Genomic DNA, 22,868 nt, shown 5'->3' with positions numbered 1-22,868 from the left:
CTCGTGCGGGGAGAAGTGCGACAAGGCCGCATCAGCGGGTGGAACGTTTCGTATCGCCACGAAGCATGATCAAAGAGCTGTGCATCCAAGCCTTGACTTGGGTTCGTACGAGCAATTGCGAGGATTGACTTGGGGTTTGGGGGTGTCGGAAGATCGCGGCAGGGCCCTGGGCGGCAACCCGTCCCGGACCCCCGCCGCAGTCCGGACTCCGGCGGGGGAGCGGGCGGGTGCCGACCCGACCCCGGCCTGGTCCGGCGCGGCCGCGAGCCGGGGCCGCGCGTCGAACAGGGGCGCCTGCCGCGTCGGCAGGGTGCGCCGCTCCGCGTTGACAGGGCGCCGGAACGGCGTTTGTAATGGGCGGGTGCCGCGTGGCACCGGCCACAGAGCAGTGGGCAGGCCGGTGACCGGGTGAGCACCCGCACCAAGGGACATGACCTTGTGTACCGATCACTTCACCTCGCCGCGCGTCGGCACGTCGTCTTCGACGTGACCGTGCCCGCGCGCCGGACCCCTCGGGCCTGAGCGCGCCCGCGCCCCCAGGCAACCCCTCTCTGCTTTCTTCCTTTTTCTTCCTTTCGCGGACTCCGTGCCGCATACACCTGTCTGGAGAACCCCTCCCGCATGCCCACGCCCACCAGTACGCCCAGGCCCGCCCCCCGGGAGATCCACACCCTCGCCGACAAGCTCCTCGAAGTGCACGACTGGCTGCGCGACCAGCTGGTCGCGCTGCGCGCCGAGGCCGCCGCGCACTTCGCCGAACGCGCCGCCCACCAGGGCCCCGGACAGCCGCCCGCGCCCGGCCTCGGCCTGCAGATCCGGCAGCGCTGCCTGGAGTTCTGTGACGCGCTGACCTTCCACCACACCAGCGAGGACGACCACGTCTTCCCGGGCATCGCCGCATTCCACCCGCACCTGCGGCCCACCCTGGACCGGCTGAGCGAGGAGCACCGCGCCATCGCCCGGCTCAAGGAGAACCTGGTCGGGCTGCTCGCCGACCTCGCCACGGCCGACCCCGACGCGTTCCTGACGGACTTCGACCGGCTCGCCGCGGACCTGACGGAGCACCTGGTGTACGAGGAGACCTGGCTGGTCCCGGTCCTCGCCGAGGTACCGTTCCCGCCGGTACCGGGGGCCTCTCCGGTACCGCACGCCTCTGCGGAAGGAACACCCGTGACCACTGAGCGAAGCATCGTGCGCGTCAAGGACTTCGACCACCTCGTCCTGAACGTCCAGGACGTCGAGCGCGCCCTGGACTTCTACTGCGGCACCCTCGGCCTCGAACCGGTCCGGGTCGAGGAGTGGCGCGCCGGGAAGGTCCCGTTCCCCTCCGCGCGGGTCAGCGCGGTGACCATCATCGACCTGGTCGTGGGGGAGCGCGGCGAGTCCAACGTCGACCACATCTGCCTGGTCGTGGAGCCGCTGGACTGGCAGCAGGTCATCGACTCCGGCCGCTTCACCGTCCTGGAGGGCCCGGTCGGCCGGTTCGGCGCGAGAGGGAGCGCGGAGTCGGTCTACGTACAGGATCCGGACGGGAACTCCGTGGAGCTGCGCTGGTATCCGCAGGACCGGTGAGCGCGGGGGCTCACAGGATCCGGCCCGAGACGATCGGCCCCTTGCCGGACTCGGCGAACACCGCGCCGCCCAGGAAGAGGGGCGTGTACAGCGTCTTGGGCTCCGGGCCCGTGGCGGAGTAGGGGATGGACCAGGTGGTGACCCGCTCCGCGGCACCGTCGAGCGGAACGCCACGGACGTCGTGCGAGTTCACGACGAACACCCGGTCCTCGGACAGCGCGAGCGCCGTGGCGTCGCCGCCCGAGGGCAGGTCCCACAGCCTCTTCCCCGACCGCCAGGCGTAGCCCGTCAGGCGGTTGGGGGTCCGGGGGCCGGGGGAACGGGCGATGACCAGGACGTCGGCGGTCCCCACGACCGGCGGGGCGAGCGGCTTGCCCCGCCCGATGGTCCGGCGCACGGCGAGGGTCTCCCCGTCGAGGACCCGCACCCCGTCCTCCGTCCGGGACCAGCACACCACCGCGTCGCGGTGGCCGAGGAGGCTGTCGCACCGCGGCTGCGCGACGCGGGCGGTCCGGTCGCCGTCCTTGGCGGACAGCGCGACCACGCCGCCGTTCTCCAGGGCGGTGTACAGCACACCGTCCCGGACGAGCGGGGTGCCCTGGGGCTTGCCCTTGATCGTGGTCCGCCAGAGCTGGCCGCCCGTCACGGCGTTCCTGGCGCGCACGGTGGTGGTGTACGCGTCGGGGGCGCCGTCGAGGTGGAACTCGGCGGTGTACACCACCCCTTGGGCGTACGTCATCGAGATCAGACCCGCGTATCGGGGCGTCCGGTGCCGCCAGACCACCTCGCCCCGCTTCACCCCGAGCGCGCTGACGCCCCGTTCGCCCGGGACGAAGACCCGCTCGGCGTCGGCCTCGGGAGGCACCTCCTGGAAGCCGCTCGGCGCGCCGGAGAAGCCGGGCGTCGACCAGCGGTCGGCACCCGTGGCCGCGTCCAGGGCCCGCGCGGCACCGCGCCCGTCCCGGCACACGAGGGTGTCCCCGGTCAGGACGCAGCCCTTCCCCATGCCGTCCATGCCGTCGGATCGCTCGCGGGACCAGAACCGCCAGTCGCCGGGGCGCTCGGCACGGTCGGCCGCCGACGGGCCGAACTCGCCGGAGTGGTCCTGGTTCCCGTACGGGGTGACCACGCGGTCGGCCGCGACCCGGGGGGCGCTCGGCGCCTTCTTCGACGGGCCGTCGCCCGGGCGGTCCCGCAGCGCGTCCGGCAGCGTCACGGCGGCCACCGCGAGTCCGGCCGTGGTGAGCGCCGCCGCCAGGACCCACAGCCGACGGCGGCCGCGCAGGGGCGCGGCGGCGGTGGGCGGCGGGACCGGCCGTGGCGCCGGAGCCACGCCCAGCGTCGGGGACGGTTCGGCCCGCAGCCGGGGCCCCGAACTGCCCGCCGTGGTCGCGGCGTCGGCGAACCCGCCCTGGTCGTGGGCGTGTTCGGCGGTCGCGGCGGCCTCCCGGTACGCGGCGAGGAGCGACAGGACGTCGGCGGGCCAGGGGAAGGCGGGGGCGGCACCGGCCGGGCCGGACAGGGTGGCCGCGAGTTCCGTCGGGGTGGGGCGGCTTCCGGGGGCCGGGTGCAGGCAGGCGGCGAGGGTGTCGCGCAGTTCGGGCGGTACGCCGGACAGGTCCGCGTCGCCCCGCACGATGCGGAAGACGACGGCGGCCGCCTCCGGGTCGTCGAACGGGCCGTGGCCGGTCGCCGCGTGGCACAGGACCGCGCCGAGCGAGAACACGTCCGACGCGGGCACGACCGCGTGCGAGCCCTCGATCTGCTCCGGGGCGAGGAAGCCCGGCGTGCCCACCAGGACACCCGTCATGGTCAGGGCCGTCGCCTCGAAGGCCTGGGCGATGCCGAAGTCGATCAGGCGCGGCCCGTCCGGCGCCAGCAGCACGTTGCCCGGCTTCAGGTCCCGGTGCAGCACCCGCGCCCCGTGCACGGCCGTGAGCGCGCGGGCGAGCGCTCCACCCAGCGCGCGCACCGCGGGCACGGGCAGCGGGCCGCAGCGCTCCACCACGTCGGCCAGGGACGGGCCCGGTATGTACTCCGTGGCCAGCCAGGGGCGTTCGGCGTCCGCGTCGGCGGCCACCAGGGCGGCGGTGAACGGGCCCGTGACGGCGCGCGCCGCCGCGATCTCCCGCCGGAACCGGGTCCGGAACGCGTCGTCGAGGTCCAGGTCCTGCCGCACCACCTTCACCGCGACCAGCGCGGCCGCGCCCTGCCCGTCCCGGCGCGCCAGGAACACCTCGCCCATGCCGCCCGCACCGATCCTGGCGAGCAGGGTGTGCGGGCCGATGCGGCGGGGGGCGCCCGGGGGGAGGGGGACGAGCATGGGACTCCTCGGGTCGGTTCGGGGGCGGTTGAGGGCAGCGGGGACGGGCCCCGCCAAGGGGTGGGCCGCCGGGGAGGCGGCCTGCTAGGGGATGGCCACCGACGAGATCCTGCCCTCGTCGTAGACGATGTGCGCGACGCCCCCGAGGGCCAGGACGGTCGGCGGGCGCAGCGTCTCGGAGATGACCGTGGCGGCCGCGTTCGGCGGCGGCTCGGGGCGGTCGCCGGGCGCACCCGGCACCGGACGGCGGGTGGCCCTGCCGTGGCCGGGGCCGAGCGGAAGCGTGTACAGCGCCGCGTTGCTGGCGTAGACGACGCGGTTGCCGAGGATGAGCGGCGCCGAGGGCGGGACGTTGTCCTTGGGCCGCCGCTCGGCGTACAGGGGCTTCCCCGTGCGCACGTCGTGCACGAGGACCCGGCCCGCGCGGCCGTCCGTGGCCACCGCCACGGCGTCGTCCACGGCGGCCACCGCGGGCGCCGGGCCGCTGCCCCGCGACGACGGGTACGGCAGCGGGCCGTCCATCCGCTTGAGGGTGCGTGGCGTCAGCCGCAGCATCGGCGGGCGCGCCGCCGAGGCGCCGCCCTCGTCGGAGGCCGCGCACAGCACCGCCTTCTCGGTCGCGAGGACCGCGTCGCAGGTGTCGGCGGACTGGCCGAGGAGGTCACCGGTCCTGGCGTCGTACGCGGCCAGGCCCTGCTTCTGGTCGGCGTAGACGACGCCGTCGCGCAGGGCCCGTACCCCGTAGAGATTGAGGTCCACCTTGGCTCGCGGGGCCTCGCCGAGCGGCTTCTCCCAGAGGCGGCGGCCGGTGGCGGCGTCGTACGCGTACAGGGACGGCGCCGGGTCGTCCTCCTGGACGTACGGCACCTGGGCGACGACAAGCACGACGTGGTCGTCGAGGAAGGGCGCCGGGCTGAACACGCGCCGCTCGTCCGGGGGTTCGGCCTTCCAGAGCACCTTGCCCGTCGTGGAGTCGCGCAGGTGCAGGACGCCGTCGCGGGCGATGGCCGCCCTGCCGCCCCTGACGGCCGGTTCGAGGCGGTCGCCGGGCATGAAGAAGGACCCGCTCGGCCCGTAGTACGCCTCGTCCATGCCGCCCTCCGGGTCGACTTTCCCGGACGTCCACAGCCGCTTGCCGTCGCTCGTGCGCACGGCCTCGTACGTGCCGTTCGTGAGCAGGCACACCAGGGCGCGGGTGTCGGCGGAGCAGCCCATCGGCGCGTGGCTGAGCTTGCCGCGCCAGGCCTTCCAGCCCTTGGGGCGCTGGGTCGCGATCTGCGGCACGGCCCCCGACGCGTCCGACGTGCCGCCGGCGCTCACCTCGGCCCGCGCGATCAGCTTCCTGATGGCCGCGGGGTCCTTCGGGCCGGGCTCGACCCAGCCGCGCCGCGCGCTGCTCCCCGGGCCCTTGGTGCTCCCGCCACCGCCCTCGCCCCCGTCCGACGAACCCGGCCCCCACGCCGCGAGCGCCCCGCCGAGCGCCGCCGCCACCATCGCGACGGCGACGATGCCGAGGACGGCGCGGCGGCGCCGGGAGCGGGCGGGACCGGCGGCGTCCCCCGGCACGGGCGGCGGGGAGCCGCTCATCGTCGGCAACTGGTGGGCGCCGCCGGGGCCGCCAGGACCGCGCCCGGCACCCGGCCCCGCCTGTCCCACCTGTCCCGTCTGTCCAGCCTCGGCCCCCGCCTGCCCCGGCGCCGTCGCGGGCCCGTCCTGAGCGGTCTCCGGATGCCCGGCCCCCGCCTCCGCCTCCGGCCACACCGGCACCGGCAGCAACGGCCGCCCCGAGGCGCACAGTTGCTCCACGTCCCGGCGTGCCTCGGCGATCTGCGCGCGGACGGGCTCGGGCCACTCCGGTGCGGTCGCCGCCGCCCGCAGGGCGCCGAAGCGTTCGACGAGGTCGGCCGGAGCGGGCCGCTCGTCCGGGTCGCGCACGAGGCAGGCCGCGAGCAGGGAGCGCAGCTCGTCGGGCATGCCGCCGAGGTCGGTCTCGGCCTGCGAGACGCGGTAGAGGACGGCGGCCACCGGGCCGTCCCCGAAGGGGTCGCGGCCGGTCACCGCGTACGTGAGCACGGAGGCGAGGCAGAAGACGTCGGAGGCCGCCACCACATGTCTGCCGCCCGCCACGTGCTCGGGCGACATGAAGCCCGGCGTGCCCACGAGCAGCCCCGTCGACGTCATGGTGGACGCCGCCTGGACCCGGGCCACACCGAAGTCGATCATCTTGGGCCCGTCGAGGGCGAGCAGGATGTTGGCGGGCTTGAGGTCGCGGTGCAGCGCGCCCGCCGCGTGCACCCCGGTCAGGGCGCGGGCCATGCCTTCGCCGAGGGAGGCGACGGCGCCCGCGGGCAGCGGCCCGTGGCCGCGGACGGCCTCGGCGAGGGTGGGGCCGACCACGTACTCCGTGGCCAGCCAGGGCTGTTCGCCGTCGGTGTCGCTGCCGACCAGGCGGGCCACGTACGGGTTGCGGATCGAGGCGGCGACCTCGGCCTCCCGCCGGAAGCGGCGCTGGAACACCGCGTCCGTCGCCAGTTCGTTCCGGATGGCCTTGACGGCGACCAGGTCCCCGGGCCCGTACCCGGACAGCTCCCGCGGCCGGGCCAGGAACACCTCGCCCATGCCGCCCGCGCCGAGCCGTGCCAGCGTCTCGTACGGACCTATCCGGCGTGGTGACGACTCCCGAAGCTGGCCGATCATCCGCCCCGTACCCCCTGTGACCGCGTGAACTCTCGTGACCGGGGGTCACGTTATCCCTACGGCAGCACCTCTTGTGCGACAGGTCCACGTCAATGTGGGGCGCCTCGGGCGCACCCCGTGCGCCGTGGTTGCCGAGCCCTCGCACCGCTACCGTCGATACGCCGACAACGTCACGTACGCCTTTCCGACAGAGGTGCCCCGTGAAAGCCATCCGTCGATTCACCGTACGTCCCGTACTCCCTGCCCCGCTCGGCCCGCTCGCCGAGCTCGCCCGCAATCTGCGCTGGTCCTGGCACCCAGGGACCCGCGACCTGTTCCGCGACATCGACCCGGCCCTGTGGGAGGCCGCGGGCGGCGACCCCGTGCGGCTGCTCGGCTCGGTGCCGTCCGCGCGGCTCACCGCCCTCGCCACCGACGACGGCTATCTGCGGCGGCTGCGCGAGGCCGCCGACGACCTGCGCGAGTACGTCACCGGGGAGCGCTGGTACCAGGAGCGGCAGGACGAGCCCGGCGGCGAACTGCCCGCCGCCATCGCCTACTTCTCGCCCGAGTTCGGCGTCACCGCCGCCCTGCCGCAGTACTCCGGTGGGCTCGGCATCCTCGCCGGTGATCATTTGAAGGCCGCCAGCGACCTCGGTGTTCCGCTGATCGGCGTCGGACTGCTCTACCGGCACGGCTACTTCCGGCAGTCCCTGACCCGCGACGGCTGGCAGCAGGAGCACTACCCCGTGCTCGACCCCAACGAACTGCCCCTCATGCTCCTGCGCGAGACCGACGGCACCCCGGCCCAGGTGCGGCTCGCCCTGCCCGGCGGCCGGTCCCTGCGCGCCCACGTCTGGCAGGCGCAGGTCGGCCGCGTACCGCTGCTCCTGCTCGACTCGGACGTCGAGGAGAACGACCCGGCCGCGCGCGACGTGACCGACCGGCTCTACGGCGGCGGCAGCGAACACCGGCTGCTCCAGGAGATGCTGCTCGGCATCGGCGGCGTGCGGGCCGTCCGCGCCTACTGCCGCCGTACCGGGCACGCCGAACCCGAGGTGTTCCACACCAACGAGGGCCACGCCGGATTCCTCGGCCTGGAACGCATCCACGAACGCGTCGCCGACGGACTCGACTTCGACGCCGCCCTGGAGTCCGTGCGCGGCGGCACCGTCTTCACCACCCACACCCCCGTGCCCGCGGGCATCGACCGCTTCGACCGCGAACTCGTCGCCCACCACTTCGGCCCCGCCGCCGAACTGCCCGGCATCGACGTCGAGTTGATCTTGCGCCTCGGCATGGAGACCTACCCCGGCGGCGAGCCCAACCTCTTCAACATGGCCGTCATGGGGCTGCGCCTCGGCCGCTGCGCCAACGGCGTGTCCACGCTGCACGGCAAGGTCAGCCGGGAGATGTTCCAGGGCCTGTGGCCCGGCTTCGACCCCGAGGAGGTGCCCATCACCTCCGTCACCAACGGCGTGCACGCCCCCACCTGGGTCGCCCCCGAGGTGATCCGGCTCGGCGCCCGCCGGATCGGCCAGGACCGCACCGACCGCGCCCTGTCCGTCGGCGGCTCCGAACGCTGGGACGCCGTCGCCGACATCCCGGACGGCGACATCTGGCTGCTCCGCCGCGAACTGCGCGCCCAGCTCGTCGACGAGGTACGGCGACGCCTGCACCTCTCCTGGCGGCAGCGCGGCGCCGCCACCGCCGAACTCGGCTGGATCGACGAGGTCCTCGACCCCGACGTCCTCACCATCGGCTTCGCCCGCCGCGTCCCCTCGTACAAACGGCTGACGCTGATGCTCCGCGACCAGGACCGGCTCATGGAGCTGCTCACCCACCCCGAGCGGCCCGTGCAGATCGTCGTCGCGGGCAAGGCCCACCCCGCCGACGACGGCGGCAAGCGGCTCATCCAGGACCTGGTGCGCTTCACTGACGACCCGCGCGTGCGCCACCGGACCGTGTTCCTGCCGGACTACGGCATGGCGATGGCGCAGAAGCTGTACGCGGGCTGCGACGTCTGGCTCAACAACCCGCTGCGCCCCTTGGAGGCCTGCGGCACCTCCGGCATGAAGGCCGCCCTCAACGGCTGCCTCAACCTGTCCGTCCTGGACGGCTGGTGGGACGAGTGGTTCGAGCCCGACTTCGGCTGGGCCATCCCCACCGCCGACGGCGCCGCCACCGACGACCACCGCCGCGACGACCTGGAGGCCGCCGCGCTCTACGACCTCCTGGAGCGCCGCATCACGCCCCGCTTCTACGAACACGGCCCCGGCGGCCTGCCCGACCGCTGGATCGAGATGGTCCGCAGGACCCTGACCCGGCTCGGCCCGAAGGTCCTCGCGGGCCGCATGGTGCGCGAGTACGTGGAGCGCCTGTACGTCCCCGCCGCCCGCGCCCACCGCATGCTCGCGCCGGACGCCGCCACCGCCCTCGCCGCCTGGAAGTCCCGCGTGCGCGGCGCGTGGCCGGGGGTCGCCGTGGACCACGTGGAGGCGTCGGCGGTGGGCGCCACCGCCGAGCTCGGCACGACGCTCGCGCTGCGCGTGCGCGTCCAACTCGGCGACCTGGCGCCCGACGACGTCGACGTGCAGGCAATCGCGGGCCGCGTGGACCCGGAGGACCACATCGCGGACGCCACCCCGGTGCCGCTGAAGCCCGCGAGCGGCCCCGACAGCGAGGGCCGGCTCCTCTACGAGGGCCCCCTGGCCCTGGACCGCACCGGCCCCTTCGGCTACACCGTCCGCGTCCTGCCCGCCCACCGCCTGCTCGCCGACGGCGCGGAACTGGGCCTGGTGGCGCTGCCCTCGGAGGGGACGGGGGAGGGGGCGGGGGTCCTGATGCGGTGAGCGGTCGGCACCGCGCGCATGGAACGGGCGGCACCCGGAGGGGTTGGTCCCCCGGATGCCGCCCGGCTCTACTGGCCCCGAGGGCCGGTTACTTGACGTTCACACCCGTCCACGCGGCCTCGACGGCCTTCTGCTCGGCGGAGTCGGCGCCGTACAGATCGGCGGCGGCCTTCACCGTGTCCTTGCGGGCCTGGGCGTAGTCCGTCGTGGTGGTGAAGTACGTCGACAGGGCCTTGAACCAGATCTTCTCGGCCTTGTCGCGCCCGATACCCTCGACCTTGGAGCCGTCCTTGGTCGGGCTGTCGTACTTGACGCCGTTGATCTCCTTCGCGCCGCTGCCCTCGCTCAGCAGGTAGAAGAAGTGGTTGGCGATGCCGGACGAGTAGTGCACGTCGACGTTGCCGGCGTTCTCGTCCCAGTAGTCGAGCGACGAGCCGTCCTGGGAGGGCTTGTCCATGTAGCGCAGCGGGGTGCCGTCGCCGTTGATGTCGATCTTCTCGCCGACGAGGTAGTCGCCCTTGTCCTGGGCGTTGTCGGCCTTGAACTCGACGGCGGCGGCGAAGATGTCGCTGGTGGCCTCGTTGAGGCCGCCGGACTCGCCGCTGTACTCCATGTTGCCGGTGGCCGAGGTGACGCCGTGCGTCATCTCGTGGGCGGCCACGTCGATCGACGTGAGCGGCTTGGCGTTGCCGTCGCCGTCGCCGTACGTCATGCAGAAGCAGGAGTCCTGCCAGAACGCGTTGACGTAGTTGTTGCCGTAGTGCACGCGGGACGTGGCGCCCTTGCCGTCGCCCTTGATGCCGCTGCGGCCGTGCACGTCCTTGTAGTAGTCCCAGGTGAGACCGGCGCCGTAGGCGGCGTCGACGGCCGCGGTCTGGGTGTCGGCCGGCTTGCCGGTGCCCCAGGTGTCGTCCTCGTCGGTGTACAGCTTGCCGCCGCTGGAGCCGTGGTTGAGGTCGAGCGTCTTGTGGTCGCCGCGCCCGCCGTCGGTCAGCTCGAAGCCGCTGCCCGCCTTGGTGGAGCCGACCTCGACGTCGCCGCTGTACTGGCTGTGGCCCTTGCCGTTCTCGATGGCCTGGTACTGGAACAGCTTCTTGCCGGTGGCCGCGTCGGTGATGACGTGCAGCTCGCTGGGCGTGCCGTCCTTCTGCGTGCCGGTGACGACCGTCTCGAAGGCCAGGGTCGGCTTGCCCTCGGCCGCCCAGACGACCTTGCGCGGCGCGTTGGCGTCCGCCTTCTTCGTCTCGCCGGTCTTCGCCGCCGTCGACTCGGCGGCCTTCGCGACCGCCTTCGGCGCGAGCTTCGCGCTGATCGACTTGACCTTCACGGACGCCTTGGTGGCCTTGCTGACGCCCTTGACGGCACCGCTCTTGGCGGTGTGCACGACCAGGTCGCCGCCGAGCACGGGCAGGCCCGCGTAGGTGCGCTCGTAGCGGGTGTGCGTGGTGCCGTCGCGGTCCTTGACGACGTCCTTGACGACCAGCTTCTCCTTGGCGCCGAGGCCGATCCTCGCGGCGGTGGCCGCCGTCTTCGCCTCGGCGTCCTGGATCAGGCCGGTGCGCACGGAGGCGGACAGCCGCATGGGGGCGGCGGACGACACCTCGGCGGCGTTGTCGTTGACGTCCGGCTGTGCGGAGGCGCCGGTGGTCAGTCCGGCGGTGAGCAGCGCTCCGGCGGCGACTGCGGTGGCGATGACCAGGGTGGAACGCTTCCTCGATATGTGGGGGGTCACGCAAGCTCCTTGTGTGGGGGAGCCCGGGTGGCATGGGGGACCACCCGGGCCGATAAGTGCTGTGCGGAGGTACTGGTGTGCCGTGCGGGGGAAGCGTGCCATTTGGGCCAGGTACATGTCAGGACCTTGATTGAATGTTGGCCAAAAGAAGTTCGTTGGCCGAAGGTCAAGGTCCGCAATGCGAACAGCGGATGAAGAGAGCCACCGTCCCGGACAGTTGGCGGAAATGAGGCTGTCCGGGACGGCGTTGCCTCACGGAGCCGTGGCTACGGCGTCGTGATCACGGCCGGGTGCCGACGTTGACCGCGGCCCACGCGTTGGCCACGGCCTTGTACTCGGCGCTGCCCGTGCCGCCGTACAGCTCGCTCGTGGCGGTGAGGGTGCCGGTGCGCGCCGCCGCGTAGTTGGTGGTCGTGTTGAACTTCGTGGTGAGTGCCCTGAACCAGATCTTGGCGGCCTTGTCGATACCAATTCCGGTCACGGGCTTGTTGTCGTACGTCGGCGAGTCGTAGGAGACGCCGTTCACGACCTTCTTCCCGCTGCCCTCGCTGAGCAGGTAGAAGAAGTGGTTGGCGATGCCCGACGAGTAGTGCACGTCGACGTTGCCCGCGCTGCTGCTCCAGTTGTCGAGCGAACGGCCGTCCTTGGAGGGCTTGTCCATGTAGCGCAGCGGCGTGCCGTTGCCCCGGATGTCGATCTTCTCGCCGACGAGGTAGTCGCCGACGTCCGAGGGGTTCTTGGCGTTGAACTCGACGGCGGCGGCGAAGATGTCGCTGGTCGCCTCGTTGAGACCGCCCGGCTCGCGGCTGTACTGCATGTTGCCGGTGGCCGAGGTGACGCCGTGGGTCATCTCGTGCGCGGCGACGTCGATGGACGTCAGCGGCTTGGCGTTGCCCGAGCCGTCCCCGTACGTCATGCAGAAGCAGGAGTCCTGCCAGAACGCGTTGACGTAGTTGTTGCCGTAGTGCACGCGGGAGGTGGCGCCCCGGCCGTCGTTCTTGATGCCGTTGCGGCCGTGCACGTTCTTGTAGTAGTCCCACGTCAGCGCCGCGCCGTAGTGGGCGTCCGCGCCGGCGGTCTCCGCGTTGGCGGCCTGGCCGTTGCCCCAGACGTCGTCGGGGCCGGTGAACAGCGTGCCGGAGCCGGACGTGCCGCGGTTCAGATTGCGCGTCTGGTGGTTGCCGCGCGCCGTGTCGGTGAGCGTGTACTGCGAGCCCGACTGCTGCGTGGTGAGCTGCACCTGGCCGCTGTACTGCGTGTTGCCGGTGCCGTTGTGCACGCCCTGCCACTGGCGGAGCTTCTTGCCGGTGGCCGCGTCCGTGACGACGTGCAGCTCGTTCGGCGTGCCGTCCTTCTGCAGCCCGCCGACCACGGTCTCGTACGCGATGACGGGGGAGCCGGTCGTGCTGTCGGCGAGCCAGACGACCTTGCGCGGCTCGGCCGCCTTGGTCTTCGTGGACTTCTGGGACTTGGCGGCACCCAGCGCCTGCTTCTCGGCGGCGGCGGGCTTCACCTCCGCCCCGGTGTCGGTCCCGGCGAGGCGGGCCTTGGAGGCGCGGTTGACGTCCGTCACCTTGCCCGCCTTGTCGGTGGCGACCACCATGTCGCCGCCGAGGACGGGGAGTCCGGCGTAGGTGCGCTCGTAGCGGGTGTGCGTGGTGCCGTCGCGGTCCTTGATGACATCACGGACGACGAGCTTCTCCTTGGCACTGAGGCCGAGGGTGTCGGCGGTCGCGGCCTTCGTCGCGTCCGCGTCGCGGAGCAGCTCGGCGCGCTGCGAGGGGGAGAGCTTCGCGGGCAGCGATCCGGTGTCGACCTTGGAGCCGGTGGCCGGGCCGTCGGCGGTGGCGGTACCCGCCTGCACGGCCATGCCGAGGAGGGCGGCGACGGCCGTGAAGGTGCCGATGGCGGTGGCCCGCCTGCGAGCGGAACGTCTGCGGGGTGTGGGGGAGTTGCTCAACACGGACTCCTTCTGCGCGGCCGCCGGTGGAGCGGCCAGGGGGCGACCGGGCGGCGGTGACCGTCCGGGGCGGAGCAGGCAGTACGTGGTGCGATGAGCTGTGGTGCACGGTGCGGTGAACGGTGGTGCACGGTGCGGTGAGCCGTGGTGTCGGCCGTGGTGCTGTGCGACGCGCACGACATCGTGCGCGGGAGCCGCCCACGCGTGAGCGCGCGTGCGACTGGTGAGGGGAAGAGTGCCATTCGAGACAGGGACATGTCAGGTCGGTGAACGTACTTTGGCTGGATTCCGTTCGGTGCCCGAATTTTTGAGTCCGGTATGCGGTTTCTCGCGGGGCGCGGACGAGGGTGCGGACGAGGGTGCGGACGGTGGCGCGGAGGGGGTGGCCGAGGGCGGCTCCGGTGCGGGTGCGCTCAGGCGCGGGGCCGCCCGGCCGTGCGCTCGGTGTGGGCCGAACGCACCTTCGGCCAGGGCTCGGTGGCCTCGGGCTCCTGCCGCAGCCCGGTGAGGACGGCGCGGACGACGCGCTCCGTCTGGCGATCGGCGGCCTGGGGGTCGTCGACGGTGATGAGGCCGTCGGCGAGGAGGGTGGCGAGGCCGTGGACGGCCGTCCAGATGACGAAGTCGGCGCCGGGGCGGGCGGCGGGGGGGGGCAAGTGGCCGGTTTCGACGAGGAGGTTCAGTTCGGTGTCCAGGACGGTGTGGGGGTGTGGGGGCCGGGGCCCGGGCTCTTGGTGTTGCTGCCGATCCGCACCTGCCCGTTCCTCGGCACCTTCGCGCCGGTGGCCACGTCGCCGACGCCCGCGGTGTAGTTCCTGTTCGGTCCGTCGAGCCTTCTGACGGCGGCCAGCGCGGCGGGCAGGCCGTCGTCGTGGACGAGCTTGTCGAGGGTGCGCTGTACGCGGTCGGGCTCGGGGGCGGAGGCCGCGGACCGCGGTCCGGGGGCGGAGGTCCTGGCGGTCGCTGAGGGGGCCGCGGTCGCCACGGGTGCCGCGAGCGCTCCGGCCGCCAGGACGCCGGTGGCCACGGCGAGCGCGGTCGGCACGGCCCCGCGGTGACCGCGCCGGGGGCGGCTGAGGGAACGGGACCGGTTCGGTACGCGCTCGTGCACGGCGACTCCTCGGGGGATGGCTGGGGCGGGGGTGCTGCGGCTCGGGTGCCGTCTCCCAGCATTTCCGGCGGCGGGTGGTCGGGGTGAGCCAGCAGGCCCCCAAGTCGGGCTGTGGCTAACCCATCAGGGATTCCCAAGGGGGCGGCGATCGGCCGCGTCCGCTGGGCGGCGCAGGGCACCGGCATCCCCGTCCTGGCGGCGAAGGGCGGCGAAGGGCGGCGAAGGGCGGCCTGGTGTGCCGCAGCGGTGCGGGCGAGGTCCGCGCCTTCGAGGCCGCCACCGGGAAGATGCGCCGGATGCGCACCACGCGCGACAACCGCACCTCCCGGCCCCCCGGGACCACCCCGGCGGAGCCGCTACGCCCCGCTCCCCACCACGCTGTCCCGCCAAGCCCGGTGCAGCTCCGCGAACGACCCCGTCCCCGCGATGAGTTCGGCGGGCGGGCCGTCCTCCACGATCCGGCCGTGCTCCATCACGAGGACCCGGTCGGCGATCTCCACCGTGGACAGGCGGTGGGCGATCACGACGGCGGTGCGGCCGCGCAGGACCGTGTCCATCGCCCGCTGCACGGCGCGCTCGCCGGGGATGTCCAGGGAGCTGGTGGCCTCGTCGAGGATCAGCACGGCGGGGTCGGCGAGCAGGGCGCGGGCGAACGCGACGAGCTGGCGCTGGCCCGCCGAGATGCGGCCGCCGCGCTTGCGTACGTCCGTGTCGTAGCCGTCGGGCAGGGAGGTGATGAAGTCGTGGGCGCCGATGGCCTTCGCGGCGCGCTCGATGTCCTCGCGGGTCGCGTCGGGGCGCCCGATCGCGATGTTCTCGGCGACCGTGCCGGAGAACAGGAACGCCTCCTGGGTGACCATCACGACGCCCCGCCGCAGCTCGGCGTTGGCGAGGTCGCGCAGGTCGACGCCGTCCAGCAGGACGCGCCCGTCCGTCGGGTCGTAGAAGCGGGCGAGCAGCTTCGCCAGCGTCGACTTGCCCGCGCCGGTCGAGCCGACGACGGCGACGGTCTGTCCGGCGGGCAGCGTCAGGTCGAAGTGCGGCAGGACCTCACCGCCCGTGCGGTACGCGAAGCGCGTGCCGTCGAACTCGACGGTGCGGCCCGGGTGCTCGGAGGCGAGCGGCGGCAGTTGCTTCTCGGTGCCGGGCGCGGGCTCCGGCACGGACGGCGTCTGCGCGAGCAGCCCCGCGATCTTCTCCAGGGAAGCCGCCGCCGACTGGTACGAGTTGAGGAACATGCCGAGCCGGTCGATCGGGTCGTACAGCCGCCGCAGGTACAGCACCGCCGCGGCGAGCACACCGAGCGCGAGCGTGTCCTGCGCGACGCGGTACGCGCCCCACAGCACGATCCCCGCGACGGCCGTGTTCGCGACGAGCCGCGAGCCGACCACGTACCGCGCCATCTCCAGGAGCGCGTCGCCGTTGGTGCGCTCGTGCCGGTGGTTGAGCGCCGCGAACTGCTCCTCGTTGGCCTTCTCGCGGCGGAACGCGCGCACCGGACGGATGCCGTTCATTGTCTCCGTGAACTTCACGATGACGGCGGCGACCGCGGTCGAGCGGACGCGGAACACCTTCCCCGCGCGGTGCTGGTAGAGCCGGATCAGCGCGTACAGGGGCACGAACGACAGGACGGCGACCGCGCCGAGGCCCAGGTCGAGCCAGAGCAGCATCGCCGAGATGGTGACGAACGACAGCACCACCGTGAGCAGTTCCTGCAGGCCCTCGTTGAGCAGCTCCCGCAGCGACTCCACATCCGTGGTGGCGCGGGAGATCAGCCGCCCCGACGTGTACCGCTCGTGGAAGTCCACGCTGAGCGCCTGCGCGTGCCGGAAGATCCGCCCCCGCAGATCGAGCAGCACGTCCTGGTTCACGCGGGCGGACGCCACGATGAAGGCGTACTGGAACGCCCCCGCGGCCGCCGCGCACACCAGATAGGCCACGCCGACCGCGATCAGCGGGCCGTGGTCGTCCGCGCGGAACGCGGGCACGGCACGGTCAATGGCGTACGCGACCAGCAGCGGCCCGGCCTGGATGACGGCCTGCTGGACGAGGAGCAGCAGGGCGGCCACGACGACTCGGGCGCGGCGGGGCGCGAGCAGGGAGCGCAGGAGGGTGCCGGTCGCGCCCGGGGGAGCGGGCAGGGTGTCGTTGTCGAAGGCGTCGTCCAGGGCTTCTTGGGCGGTGCCGTCGTAGGCGGTGCTTTCGTGGACGCTGTCTTTGCGGTCGCTGTCTTTGTGGGTGGTGCCTTCGTAGGGGCTGCCTTCGTAGGGGCTGCCTTCTTGGGTGATGGCTCCATGGGAGCTTGCTTCGTGGGTGATGGCTTCCTTGGCGGGGGGACCCGAGGGCCCGTCGTCCGGCCCGGTTCTCTCGTCGCCCCTGCGGCTCTTGTCGCCGACCGTGCTCATTCGTCCGTCCCCCCAGACATCAGCCATGCGTACTCGGCGTTCTCCCGCAGCAGTTCCTGGTGCGTGCCCACGGCCGTGATCCGGCCGCCGGACAGCAGCGCGACCCGGTCCGCCAGGAGCACCGTCGACGGGCGGTGCGCCACCACCAGCGCCGTGGTGTCCTTCAGGACCCGCCGCAGCGCCGCCTCCACCAGCGCCTCCGTGTGGACGTCCAGCGCGGACAGCGGGTCGTCGAGGACGAGGAAGCGCGGCTTGCCCACCACCGCGCGGGCCAGCGCGAGCCGCTGCCGCTGCCCGCCGGACAGGCTCAGCCCCTGCTCGCCGACCTGCGTGTCCGCCCCCTTCGGCAGCCCGTGCACGAACTCGGCCTGCGCGACCGCGAGAGCCCGCCCCAACTCCTCCGCGCCCGCGCCCCCGTCGGCCCCCATGAGCACGTTCTCGCCCACGGACGCGGAGAACAGCGTGGGCTCCTCGAAGGCCATGGACACCAGCGTGCGCACGCGTGCGCGCGGCATCGCCGCGATGTCCTCGCCGTCGAGCGTGATGCGCCCGCCCGTCAGCTCGTGCAGCCGGGGCACGAGGGCCGTCAGCGTGGTCTTGCCGCTGCCGGTGGCGCCGACGAGGGCCAGTGTCTCGCCGGTGCGGATGTGCAGGTCGATGCGGTCCAGGACGGGCGGGGTGTCGTCGGGGGCGTCGGGGTAGCGGAACTCGACGGCTTCGAAGCGGATGCCGTCGGCGGGGGTACGGGGCGCCGGGACGGCGGCGACCGCGCGCGCCTTGCCCGAAGCCGCAGCCGAAGCCGAAGCCGAAGCCGAGGCTGGGCCCGAACCCGAACCCGAACCCGAACCCGAACCCGAGCCCGCTTCCGCCCGCACGTCCGACTCCGGCTCCGCGTCCATGACCTCGAAGTACCGCTCCGTGGCCGTCGCCGCCTCCTGGCTCATCGCGAGCAGGAAGCCGATCGACTCCACCGGCCAGCGCAGCGCGAGCGCCGTCGACAGGAACGCCACCAGCGTGCCCGTGGAGAGCCCGCCGTCGGCCACCTGGACCGAGCCGAGGACGAGCGCGGCCCCGATCGCCAGCTCCGGCAGCGTCATGATCACGGCGTAGATCGCCGCGAGCAGCCGGGCCTTGACCAGCTCCGTGCCGCGCAGCGTGCCCGACAGCTCGCGGAACGCCCGGGCCTGGCTGCGGTGGCGCCCGAAGCCCTTGATGATCCGGATGCCGAGCACGCTCTCCTCGACGACCGTCGTCAGGTCGCCCACCTGGTCCTGCGCGCGCCGCGCCACGGCGGCGTACCGCTCCTCGGAGTACGAGAGGAAGACCACCATCGGCACCACGGGGGCGAGCAGCACCAGGCCGAGCGTCCAGTCCTGGGCGAGCAGAATGGCCATGCCGACCACGATCGTCGCGCCGTTGACCAGCAGGAACGTCAGCGGGAACGCGAGGAACATGCGCACCATCATCAGATCGGTGGTGCCGCGCGAGAGCAACTGGCCGGAGGCCCACCGGTCGTGGAAGGCGACGGGCACGCGCTGCAGATGGCGGAACAGGTCCGCCCGCATCTCCGCCTCCACCCCCGCGAGCGGCCGTGCGACGAGCCAGCGCCGGAAGCCGAACAGCACCGCCTCCACGACGCCGAGCCCCAGCAGGAGCAGCGCCCCGAGCCAGACGCCACCCGTGTCCCGGTCGGCCACGGGGCCGTCCACCATCCACTTCAGGACGAGCGGGAACAGCAGGCCCGTACAGGACGCCACGACGGCGATGAACGCCGCGCTGAACAGGCGTGTTCGTACGGGGCGCACATACGGCCAGAGCCGTCTGAGCGTCCTGACGGCGGAGCGTCCGCCGGGGTCCTGGGCAGGTGCATGTGTCGTGGACATCAGCAGTGAGCCTACGTTTCACCACTGACAGCGCCCACCGAGTTTCGGCCCGGTCGGGGTCGTCCGCTGGTCCTAGGTCGCGGGCCGCTGCTGAGGTGATTCGCGGGCTGTTGCTGGGGTGATTCGGGGCCGCTGCCGCAGTGATTCGGCGGCCGTTGCCGTGGTGCGTTCGGGGGCCGCCGGGGGGTCGTAGGGGTCCATCAACCGATCGGTTGATGGCGGTCGCAGCGGGATGGACGATGTGGGCCGGGGGCCGTGACGGCGAGGCTTGGTCCATGCCTCCTCCCATCATCGAAGTCAGGGACCTGCGCAAGGTCTACGGCGGCCGAGCCGTCGTCGACGGCGTCACCTTCGCCGTCGAGCAGGGCGAGATCTTCGGCGTCCTCGGGCCCAACGGCGCGGGCAAGACGACCACCGTCGAATGCGTCGAGGGCCTGCGCGTGCCCGACGTGGGCGCGGTGCGCGTCGCCGGACTCGACCCGGTGGCGGACCACGCCCAGGTCACCCGCGTCCTCGGCGCGCAGCTCCAGGAGAGCGAACTGCAGCCGAAGCTCACGGTCCGCGAGGCACTCGAGCTGTACGCCGCGTTCTACACCCGCCCGGCCGACTGGCGCCCGCTCGCCGAGCGCCTCGGCCTCACCGACAAGCTGAACACCCGCTTCGCCAAGCTCTCCGGCGGCCAGAAGCAGCGCCTGTTCATCGCCCTCGCCCTGATCGGCAGTCCCCGCGTCGTCGTCCTCGACGAGCTGACCACCGGCCTCGACCCGCGGGCACGCCGGGACACCTGGCAACTGATCGAGGAAGTGCGGGACAGCGGTGTCACGGTCCTGCTCGTCACCCACTTCATGGAGGAGGCCCAGCGGTTGTGCGACCGCATAGCGGTGATCGACCGGGGCCGGGTGGCCGCGCTCGACACCCCGGCAGGTCTCATCGGCCGCTCCGCGGGCTCCACGGTCATCTCCTTCACGCCGTCGGTGCCGCTCACCCCCGCCGACCTGGCCGCGCTGCCCCGGCTCAGCTCCGCCACGGAGAAGGACGGCCGCCTCACCCTCAACGGCACCGACGCCACCGTCGACGCCCTCCTCACCCTGCTGGCCCGACACCGGATCACGGCCCACCAACTCCGCGTCACCGAAGCCACGTTGGACGACGCGTTCCTGGACCTGACGACCACGTCCACGCCCACGCCCACGCCCACAGAGGACCACCCGACGGCCCGGTCCGAGGGCCACCCCGGCGGCCACGCACCCACCGGCGGCCACCCGCCCACCGACAGCCACGACCCCACCGACGCCCCCGCACCCACCCGCCCCGGACACCACGGAGCCCCGGCATGACCACTCCAGCCGCCTCAGCCGACGCCACCAGCCCGCCGGCCACCGGCCCCACCACCCCTGCCTCCGCCCCCGGCCCGCACTCCGCCCCGGCCCGCACCCCCGGTGCCGCCCGAGCCGTCCTCAAGGCCGAAGTGCGGCTGTTCCGGCGGGAACCGGGCTCCCTCTTCTGGGTCCTCGCCTTCCCCACGGTGCTCCTGGTGGTCCTCGGGTCCGTCCCGTCCTTCCGGGAGGCACAGGACGACCTGGGCGGCATCCGGCTGGTCGACGCGTATGTGCCCGTGACCGTGCTGCTGTCCATGATCATGGCCGGGGTCCAGGCGATGCCGCCGGTGATCACGGGGTACCGCGAGCGGGGGATCCTGCGCCGGATGTCGGCCACGCCCGTGCGGCCCACGGCGGTGCTCGGCGCGCAGATGGGACTGCACGGCGCGGCCGCGCTCGGCTCGGCGCTGCTCTCCCTGGCGGTGGGCCGGGCGGTCTTCGACGTGCCGCTGCCCCGGCAGATATTCGGGTACGCGGTCGCCCTGGTCCTTGCCGTCGCCTCCGCGCTGGCGCTGGGCGCCCTGGTGTCGGCGCTGTCGCGCACCTCCAAGGCGGCGACGGCGGTCGGTTCGGCGGTGTTCTTCCCGATGATGTTCAGCGCGGGCGTCTGGCTGCCGGTGCAGGCGATGCCGGACACCCTCGCCCAGGTCGTCGAGGCCCTGCCGTTCGGCGCGGCCGCGGAGGCCCTCAACCAGGCGGCGTCCGGCGACTGGCCCGGCCCGGCCCACCTGGGCGTCCTGGTCCTGTGGACGGCGGTGCTCACCACGGCGGCGGCGCGATGGTTCCGCTGGGAGTGACCGACCGCGCGGCGGGCGCTGTGGGCCGGGTGGACGAGACTGGGCCCATGGCACGACCCAGCACGCCGAACGACCCCGCACCCGCAGCGCCGGGCACGCCGGGCACGCCGGGTACTCCCACCATCCCCGGCGCCACCCTCGCCACCTCCACCATCCCCACCCCCGCCACCCTCGTCACCGAACGCTGGGAGCTGTTCCACCGCTGGGGTCCCCTCGCCCTCCTCGCCTTCGGCACCCTGCTCTCCGCGGCCACCAGCGCTGTCGTCGGGATGGGGCGGGGGGAGTGGACCGTGGCGGTGGTCCTCGTCGGCGTCGCCGTGGTCCTCCAGGTCAGGTGGATCGGGGCCGCGCGCTCTCGGCCGGGGCCGTCCCGGTCGGGCACCGCGTACTACTTCGTGCGCTGGGGGCTCGCGTTCACGCTGGCGTGGCTGAACCCGTTCTTCGTGTTCTACGCCGTCACGGGGTACTTCGGGTCGGAGCGGCTGCTCACGCGCCGGCTGGTCCCGGCCGGGCTGTTCGCGACGGCCGTGACCATGGCGGGGGCGCAGGCGGGTGGGCTGCCGCCGCACGGGCGGATCGGCTGGGTGGTGTTCGGGGCGATGCTCGGGGCCAACGTCGGGCTGATCACGGTCTTCGCCCACATCGCGAACAAGGAGGAGGAGCGCACCCGGTTCCAGGAGCGGACCATCGACCAGTTGGAGGCCGCCAACGCCGCGCTGCAGCAGGCCATGGACGAGAACGCCGCGCTGCACGCCCAACTCCTGCTCCAAGCACGCGAAGCGGGCGTCGCCGACGAGCGCAGACGCCTGGCCGCCGAGATCCACGACACCATCGCGCAGGGCCTGACCGGCATCATCGCCCAGCTCCAGGTCGTCGCGAACACCCCCGACCAGGAGCTCGCCCGCGAGCACCTGGACCGGGCCACCGCCCTGGCCCGGCACAGCCTCGGCGAGGCCCGCCGCTCCGTGCACAACCTCGCCCCGGTCGCCCTGGAGCACGACAGCCTGCCCAAGGCCCTGCGCAAGACGGTCAGGGAGTGGGGCGATCGGACGGGCGTGCGCGCCGACTTCACGGTCACTGGCACCGGCAAGCCCCTCCACGAGGAGGTGGAGGCGACCCTGCTGCGCATCGTCGAGGAGGCCCTGTCCAACGCCGCCCGGCACGCGGCGCCGACCCGCGTCGGCGTCACCCTGTCGTACATGGCGGGCGAGGTCGCCCTCGACGTCCGCGACGACGGCCGCGGCTTCGACCCGCTCGCCCTGCCCGCCCGCACCCGCACCGGCGGCTTCGGGCTCAGGGGCATGCGGGCCCGCGCCGAGCGCATCGCGGGCGCCCTCAGCGTGGAGTCGGAGTCGGGCGGCGGTACGGCGGTATCGGCGCGCGTACCGTTGGTGGGCGATGAACATTGAAACGATCACCCTCGTCGTCGTGGACGACCACCCGGTCGTGCGCGACGGACTGCGGGGCATGTTCGAGTCGGCGCCCGGCTTCGAGGTTCTCGGCGAGGCGGCCGACGGCGTGGGGGCCGTCGAGCTGACGGCCCGGCTCGACCCGGACGTCGTCCTCATGGACCTGCGGATGCCGGGCGGCGGCGGTGTCGACGCCATCGCCGAGCTGACCCGACGCGGAGCCAGGGCCCGCGTCCTGGTGCTCACCACGTACGACACGGACACCGACACGCTGCCCGCCATCGAGGCGGGCGCGACGGGCTATCTGCTCAAAGACGCCCCGCGCGACGAGCTGTTCGGCGCCGTCCGCGCCGCCGCCGAGGGCCGCACCGTGCTGTCCCCGGCCGTCGCGTCGCGCCTGGTACGACGCGTACGTGCCCCTGACGACGAGCAGCTGAGCACCCGAGAACGGGAAGTGCTCGTGCTCGTCGCCAGGGGCACGTCCAACCGCGACATCGCGAAGGGGCTGTTCATCAGCGAGGCCACGGTCAAGACCCACCTCACCCATATCTACGGCAAGTTGGACGTCAAGGACCGGGCCGCGGCAGTGGCAACGGCCTATCGCCGCGGCATCCTCGACTGACCGTCCACGCGGTCGGCCGAGGCCGGAATCCGATCCTTGCAGCCACGTCTCCCCCCGGAGTCGCGGCCTGACGGCCATGGGTCCGCATCCACGCTCCCACCAGCGCGGATGAGCAGTGGTGCCGTCCGGGACCCGGGCGGGCCAGTG

At 73.2% G+C, this 22,868-nt stretch carries 12 protein-coding genes and 3 pseudogenes; 7 read left to right on the top strand and 8 right to left on the bottom strand.

Going from position 1 to position 22,868, the window contains the following annotated elements; genetic code table 11:
• Nucleotides 1-621 precede the first annotated feature (621 nt).
• Together IE274_RS04335 and IE274_RS04330 are read left to right on the top strand one after the other, a co-directional pair.
• Nucleotides 622-1,089 (top strand): annotated as a pseudogene (locus IE274_RS04335) (hemerythrin domain-containing protein); the annotation flags it as partial.
• Nucleotides 1,090-1,191: 102 nt separating this feature from the next.
• The gene (locus tag IE274_RS04330; RefSeq protein ID WP_190114719.1) at nucleotides 1,192-1,572 is read left to right on the top strand and encodes a VOC family protein; all 381 of its coding nucleotides are present in this window, start codon (nucleotides 1,192-1,194) and stop codon (nucleotides 1,570-1,572) included.
• Between the two features lie 10 nt (nucleotides 1,573-1,582).
• On the opposite strand, the gene IE274_RS04325 is transcribed toward IE274_RS04330, so the two are convergent.
• Together IE274_RS04325 and IE274_RS04320 are read right to left on the bottom strand one after the other, a co-directional pair.
• Nucleotides 1,583-3,895 (bottom strand): serine/threonine-protein kinase, encoded by a 2,313-nt coding sequence (locus IE274_RS04325; protein WP_190114232.1) that lies wholly within the window; start codon nucleotides 3,893-3,895, stop codon nucleotides 1,583-1,585.
• 84 nt (nucleotides 3,896-3,979) lie between these two features.
• On the bottom strand, nucleotides 3,980-6,592 hold the full coding sequence (locus IE274_RS04320) for a serine/threonine-protein kinase (RefSeq protein ID WP_190114231.1): 2,613 nt from the start codon (nucleotides 6,590-6,592) through the stop codon (nucleotides 3,980-3,982).
• Nucleotides 6,593-6,792: 200 nt separating this feature from the next.
• Here IE274_RS04320 and glgP point away from each other — a divergent pair, with 200 nt between their 5' ends.
• Nucleotides 6,793-9,423, top strand: coding sequence for an alpha-glucan family phosphorylase (gene glgP / locus IE274_RS04315; RefSeq protein WP_190114230.1), 2,631 nt, complete (start codon nucleotides 6,793-6,795; stop codon nucleotides 9,421-9,423).
• 88 nt (nucleotides 9,424-9,511) lie between these two features.
• On the opposite strand, the gene IE274_RS04310 is transcribed toward glgP, so the two are convergent.
• The 6 genes and pseudogenes from IE274_RS04310 to IE274_RS04285 form a co-directional block, all read right to left on the bottom strand.
• Complete coding sequence (locus IE274_RS04310; RefSeq protein ID WP_190114229.1) at nucleotides 9,512-11,155, bottom strand: M4 family metallopeptidase; 1,644 nt, start codon at nucleotides 11,153-11,155, stop codon at nucleotides 9,512-9,514.
• A 283-nt stretch (nucleotides 11,156-11,438) separates the two neighbouring features.
• Nucleotides 11,439-13,115: pseudogene (locus IE274_RS04305) on the bottom strand (M4 family metallopeptidase); the annotation flags it as partial.
• A 413-nt stretch (nucleotides 13,116-13,528) separates the two neighbouring features.
• The gene (locus IE274_RS04300; RefSeq protein ID WP_190114228.1) at nucleotides 13,529-13,771 is read right to left on the bottom strand and encodes a hypothetical protein; all 243 of its coding nucleotides are present in this window, start codon (nucleotides 13,769-13,771) and stop codon (nucleotides 13,529-13,531) included.
• Nucleotides 13,772-13,794: 23 nt separating this feature from the next.
• Nucleotides 13,795-14,226: a serine hydrolase domain-containing protein gene (locus IE274_RS04295; RefSeq protein ID WP_190114227.1), complete on the bottom strand. Its 432-nt coding sequence runs from the start codon at nucleotides 14,224-14,226 to the stop codon at nucleotides 13,795-13,797.
• Between the two features lie 356 nt (nucleotides 14,227-14,582).
• On the bottom strand, nucleotides 14,583-16,631 hold the full coding sequence (locus tag IE274_RS04290; RefSeq protein WP_229909204.1) for an ABC transporter ATP-binding protein: 2,049 nt from the start codon (nucleotides 16,629-16,631) through the stop codon (nucleotides 14,583-14,585).
• Entirely contained in the window at nucleotides 16,628-18,514 is a 1,887-nt protein-coding gene (locus tag IE274_RS04285) for an ABC transporter ATP-binding protein (RefSeq protein ID WP_190114226.1), read from the bottom strand. Before IE274_RS04285 ends, IE274_RS04290 begins: the two co-directional genes overlap by 4 nt.
• Nucleotides 18,515-18,789: 275 nt before the next feature.
• Here IE274_RS04285 and IE274_RS04280 point away from each other — a divergent pair.
• The 4 genes and pseudogenes from IE274_RS04280 to IE274_RS04265 all read left to right on the top strand — a co-directional run.
• Nucleotides 18,790-19,692, top strand: a pseudogene (locus tag IE274_RS04280) (ABC transporter ATP-binding protein); the annotation flags it as partial.
• Between the two features lie 155 nt (nucleotides 19,693-19,847).
• On the top strand, nucleotides 19,848-20,690 hold the full coding sequence (locus tag IE274_RS04275; protein WP_190114225.1) for an ABC transporter permease: 843 nt from the start codon (nucleotides 19,848-19,850) through the stop codon (nucleotides 20,688-20,690).
• Between the two features lie 47 nt (nucleotides 20,691-20,737).
• Nucleotides 20,738-22,099: a sensor histidine kinase gene (locus IE274_RS04270; RefSeq protein WP_190114224.1), complete on the top strand. Its 1,362-nt coding sequence runs from the start codon at nucleotides 20,738-20,740 to the stop codon at nucleotides 22,097-22,099.
• On the top strand, nucleotides 22,089-22,721 hold the full coding sequence (locus IE274_RS04265; protein WP_190114223.1) for a response regulator: 633 nt from the start codon (nucleotides 22,089-22,091) through the stop codon (nucleotides 22,719-22,721). The genes IE274_RS04270 and IE274_RS04265 overlap by 11 nt, the downstream gene beginning before the upstream one ends.
• Nucleotides 22,722-22,868: the final 147 nt, after the last annotated feature.

The sequence above is a fragment of the Streptomyces flavofungini genome, assembly GCF_014650815.1.
Classification (GTDB): Bacteria; Actinomycetota; Actinomycetes; order Streptomycetales; family Streptomycetaceae; genus Streptomyces; species Streptomyces flavofungini.
The sequence above is the reverse complement of the archived record's forward strand: the minus strand, read 5'-3'. Positions and strand labels throughout refer to the sequence as shown.

Excerpts from the sequence above, each read along its gene's own strand:
- IE274_RS04325 (WP_190114232.1), bottom strand. The coding sequence starts at position 3,895 with ATGCTCGTCCCCCTCCCCCCGGGCGCCCCCCGCCGCATCGGCCCGCAC.
- IE274_RS04265 (WP_190114223.1), top strand. The coding sequence starts at position 22,089 with ATGAACATTGAAACGATCACCCTCGTCGTCGTGGACGACCACCCGGTC.
- IE274_RS04320 (WP_190114231.1), bottom strand. The coding sequence starts at position 6,592 with ATGATCGGCCAGCTTCGGGAGTCGTCACCACGCCGGATAGGTCCGTAC.
- IE274_RS04270 (WP_190114224.1), top strand. The coding sequence starts at position 20,738 with ATGGCACGACCCAGCACGCCGAACGACCCCGCACCCGCAGCGCCGGGC.
- IE274_RS04275 (WP_190114225.1), top strand. The coding sequence starts at position 19,848 with ATGACCACTCCAGCCGCCTCAGCCGACGCCACCAGCCCGCCGGCCACC.
- IE274_RS04285 (WP_190114226.1), bottom strand. The coding sequence starts at position 18,514 with ATGTCCACGACACATGCACCTGCCCAGGACCCCGGCGGACGCTCCGCC.
- IE274_RS04290 (WP_229909204.1), bottom strand. The coding sequence starts at position 16,631 with ATGAGCACGGTCGGCGACAAGAGCCGCAGGGGCGACGAGAGAACCGGG.